Annotated in this window: 5 protein-coding genes and 2 pseudogenes; 6 read left to right on the forward strand and 1 reads right to left on the reverse strand. The window is 62.1% G+C overall.

Going from position 1 to position 4,088, the window contains the following annotated elements; all coding sequences use genetic code 11:
* The 4 genes and pseudogenes from modA to WCB02_RS04400 form a co-directional block, all read left to right on the forward strand.
* The coding region (gene modA, locus WCB02_RS04385; protein WP_423956617.1) for a molybdate ABC transporter substrate-binding protein at positions 1-443 on the forward strand (443 nt) is incomplete at its 5' end.
* A 5-nt stretch (positions 444-448) separates the two neighbouring features.
* Positions 449-1,135, forward strand: a complete 687-nt coding sequence (gene modB, locus WCB02_RS04390) for a molybdate ABC transporter permease subunit (protein WP_423956618.1) — start codon at positions 449-451, stop codon at positions 1,133-1,135.
* Positions 1,132-2,256 (forward strand): annotated as a pseudogene (modC, locus tag WCB02_RS04395) (molybdenum ABC transporter ATP-binding protein); the annotation flags it as partial. The gene modB and the pseudogene modC, both read left to right, overlap by 4 nt.
* A 135-nt stretch (positions 2,257-2,391) precedes the next feature.
* Positions 2,392-3,009: a DUF2478 domain-containing protein gene (locus WCB02_RS04400; protein WP_423956621.1), complete on the forward strand. Its 618-nt coding sequence runs from the start codon at positions 2,392-2,394 to the stop codon at positions 3,007-3,009.
* Here the strand turns inward: WCB02_RS04400 and WCB02_RS04405 are convergent.
* Positions 2,978-3,184 carry a TOBE domain-containing protein gene (locus WCB02_RS04405; protein WP_423956619.1) on the reverse strand — a complete coding sequence of 69 codons (207 nt, stop codon included), beginning with the start codon at positions 3,182-3,184 and terminating at the stop codon, positions 2,978-2,980. The genes WCB02_RS04400 and WCB02_RS04405 overlap by 32 nt on opposite strands.
* A 234-nt stretch (positions 3,185-3,418) precedes the next feature.
* Between WCB02_RS04405 and WCB02_RS04410 the strand changes: the two genes are divergently transcribed.
* Positions 3,419-3,973 carry a peroxiredoxin gene (locus WCB02_RS04410; protein ID WP_423956620.1) on the forward strand — a complete coding sequence of 185 codons (555 nt, stop codon included), beginning with the start codon at positions 3,419-3,421 and terminating at the stop codon, positions 3,971-3,973.
* Positions 3,974-3,979: 6 nt separating this feature from the next.
* Positions 3,980-4,088: pseudogene (locus WCB02_RS04415) on the forward strand (alkyl hydroperoxide reductase); the annotation flags it as partial.

Genomic DNA, 4,088 nt, shown 5'->3' on the forward strand with positions numbered 1-4,088 from the left:
AGCTGGTGCTGTGGAGCAGGACTCCCGATCTTGTGAAGGGCGAGGCCACGCTGCGCACGGCGGCCTTCGCGAAGCTGTCGATCTGCAATCCCACCGCGGCGCCCTATGGTGCGGCGGCGGTCGAAGCCATGAAAGCGCTGAAAGTCTATGAAACGCTGCAGCCGAAGCTGGTCGAAGGCGCGACCATCACACAGGCCTATCAGTTCGTCGAAACCGGCAATGCCGAGCTTGGCTTTGTCGCGTTGTCGCAGTTGACCGGATCCGACAAGGGTTCACGCTGGATGGTGCCACAGGAGCTCTATTCGCCGATCCGTCAAGGTGCGGTGCTGCTGAAGAGCGGCGCCAGCAATGAGGCCGCAAGCGGGTTCATCGAATTCCTCAAAGGGCCGGAGGCGCGCGCCATCATCAAGAAATATGGTTACGTCATCGAGGGACAAAGCTGAACCGGATGGACGTGTTCTCTCCCGAGATCTGGCAGTCGATCGGCTTGACCATCGAACTCGCGTCGGTGACGACGGTGACGCTTCTGATCATCGGGACCCCGCTGGCCTGGTGGCTCGCGCGCTCCACGGCGTGGTGGACGGAAGCCATCGCCGCGATCGTCGCGCTGCCGCTGGTGCTGCCGCCGACGGTGCTCGGCTTCTATCTCCTGGTATTGCTCGGCCCTGACGGACCGGGCGGCTGGATCGCAAGCCTCTGGGGCGGGCGCACGCTCGCCTTCACCTTCGAGGGATTGATCGTCGGATCGGTGCTGTACTCGATGCCGTTCGTGGTTCAGCCGATCCGTAATGCCTTCGCCGCGATGGGCAACCGGCCGCTGGAAGTGGCCGCGACGCTACGCGCCTCGCCCCGGCGCGCGTTCTGGACCGTGGCGGTGCCGTTGGCACGCCCCGGACTCCTGACCGGCGCGATCCTCGGATTCGCCCACACGGTTGGCGAATTCGGCCTCGTTCTGATGATCGGCGGCAACATCCCGGGCCGCACCCGGGTTCTCTCGGTCGCGATTTTCGACTATGTTGAGCAGTCGCAATGGCGCGAGGCCAGCCTGCTTGCAGGTAGTATGGTCATCTTCGCGTTTGCCGTGATCCTGACCATGACGCTGATCGATAAGCGCAGCGTCCGGACGATAAGATGAGGACCAGCGAGAAAGGCCATTTGGACATCGCGTTTCGCGGCCAGCTTGGATCGTTCTCGCTCGATGCCGATTTCCGCGTCCCCGCCGCCGGCGTCACCGCGATCTTCGGCCCATCCGGCTGCGGCAAGACCACCGTGGCGCGGTGCATCGCCGGCCTGCACTATCTCGCCGGCGGCTTCTGCGCGATCGACGGCGAGATCTGGCAGGACGGGGCCAGCTTCCGACAGCCGCATCAGCGGCCGATCGGCTACGTCTTCCAGGAAGCCAGCCTGTTCCCGCATCTGTCGGTCAGGCGCAACCTGCTTTATGGAGCACCGCGGCTCACGGGGGCGCCGATCGGATTTGAAGAGGTCGTGGAATTGCTCGGCCTCGGCGGTCTTCTCGACAGGTCGCAGCATCATTTGTCCGGTGGCGAGCGGCAGCGCGTCGCGATCGGCCGCGCCCTGCTGTCGCAGCCGAAGCTGTTGCTGATGGACGAGCCGCTCGCAGCACTCGACCGTGCGACCAAGAACGAGATCCTGCCCTTTCTCGAGCGGCTGCACGACCAGCTCTCCTTGCCCGTTCTCTACATCAGCCATGACATGACGGAGATCGAACGGTTCGCCGATCACCTTGTGCTGATGGAGCGCGGCAGGGTGCTCGGCGCCGGCCCGCTTCGCCTGCTGCAGAGCGATCCCGCGCTGCCGCTCGCCGCGACCCGGGAGGCCGCGGTCAGCCTCGACGGCATCGTCGAACACCATGATGCGCATTACGGTCTGCTGACGCTGCGTATCGACGGCGGACGATTGCTGGTCCCGGCGCCGGCGGCCGATCCCGGCACCCGCCAGCGATTGCGGATCGCGGCAAGCGACGTCAGCCTGGCGCGGAAGCCTGCGCTCGCAAGTTCGATCCTCAACATCCTGCCGGCCCGCATCGTCTCGCATTCCCCGCTCGGATCGGGCGAGGTCACCGTGGTCCTCGCCTTGGGCCAGGATTTGAGCAAGAACTTCAGCCAAGACTCGAGCCAGGCCGGCTCCGGCGCACCGATCCTGACGCGCATCACGCAGCGGTCCTGGGACTTGCTCGATCTCGCCGATGGAATGACGATCTTCGCCCAGATCAAGGGCGTTTCGCTGGTGCCTATGCCCGGTCGTCGGGCGATCTCCCCAGTCGAAACAGAAGGGCCATGCAACGCGGTCGACCGGACGACAGGCCAAACGCGGCACGCAGACTGCTCCGAGAGGACGAGACACTTTGAGGCAGCGGAGGTGATCGCCATGGAACCGGATTTCGCCGAGCTCGATCCCAATCGCATCGCGGCCATCATCTACCGCCCGGACGACGACGTCGACGCGCTGCTTGCCGAGTTTGCCTTTGATCTTGCCCGGAACGGCACGCCCGTTGGCGGCATCGTTCAGCGCAATCTCAGGGACGCCACCGGCAAGAAGATCGGCATGGAAGTGCTCGATCTCGTGAGCGAGAATTCGATTTCGATCTGCCAGGCGCTCGGGAGTGGCGCCATGGCATGCAAGCTGGATGCAGGTGGTCTGGCCGAAGCCGCCATGGCCGTGAGCCGCGCCGTCAACAACGACGTGGCGCTGATCGTGATCAATAAATTCTCCAAGCAGGAAGCCCTGGGCCAGGGCCTGCGCGACGAATTCGCCGCAGCAATCATGGCCGGCGTCCCGGTGTTGACCGCCGTTCCGGAAAAATGCCTCGACGCCTGGAACACCTTTACCGGCGGTCATGGCACAACATTGTTGTGCGCCCGCGATGTCGTCGAGGGATGGTGGGAAGAGCTGTCTTCGCGCATGGCACGCATGCGCGAAATAGTGCCCGCCGAAGCGACCGACCGTCCGCCGACTATTTGCCGATCATTACATCCGACGATTTGATCACGGCCGATACGCTATCGCCGACCTTCAGGGCGAGTTCTTCGACTGCCTCGTTGGTGATCGCGGAAAACACCGTCAGGCCGGGCGCCAGCTCGACCTTTACATGTGCGGTGGTTGACCCTTTTGTGACCGCGATCACCCGGCCGGGCAGGACATTGCGAGCGCTGAGTTTCATTTTGTCATATCCTCTATGGTTATGTGCGGATTGTTGCGAACCGCTAGTTTAGTCGAATAGGTGATCTGCACTCAATGCAACGGCACGAAAAACCTCATGTCAAATTGCATAATTGTATGCATACTGATTGTCGCATTTGCGACAATCGTGCCACCCCGGTACCTGATGGCATGTCGCTTGCTTAATCAGGAATGACTCGCTACTGGAGCGATCTAAACTCTCACGAGGTTATCAATGCTTGGAATTGGAAGTAAGTTGCCGTCGTTCGAAATCGTCGGAGTGAAGCCGGGTTTCCACGTTCAGGAAGAAAAGGGCCAGAGCGCGTTCGAAACGCTGACCGAAGCGAGCTTTCCGGGAAAGTGGAAGATCATCTTCTTTTACCCTAAGGATTTCACCTTCGTCTGCCCGACCGAGATCGCCGAATTTGCCCGGCTTTCAAAGGATTTCGCCGATCGCGACGCCGTCGTACTGGGCGGCTCCACTGATAACGAATTCTGCAAACTGGCGTGGCGGCGCGATCACAAGGATCTGCATCATCTGCCGATCTGGCAGTTCGCCGATACCAAGGGCGCGCTGGTCGATGGCCTCGGCGTGCGTTCGCCCGACGGCGTCGCCTATCGATACACCTTCATCGTCGATCCGGACAACGTCATCCAGCACGTCTACGCGACCAACCTCAATGTTGGCCGCAGCCCGAAGGATACGCTGCGCGTGCTCGATGCGCTGCAGACCGATGAACTCTGCCCCTGCAATCGCGAAGTCGGCGGCGAAACGCTCAAGGTTGCCTGAGGCGCCATGTCGATCGACGCTCTGAAGGAGCAGATTCCGGATTTCGCCAAGGACGTCAGGTTGAACCTGACGTCGATGGCGGCCGATGAGACGTTGAGTCCGCAGAGTAAATATG

Source organism: Bradyrhizobium sp., from assembly GCF_049581145.1.
Lineage (GTDB): Bacteria > Pseudomonadota > Alphaproteobacteria > Rhizobiales > Xanthobacteraceae > Bradyrhizobium.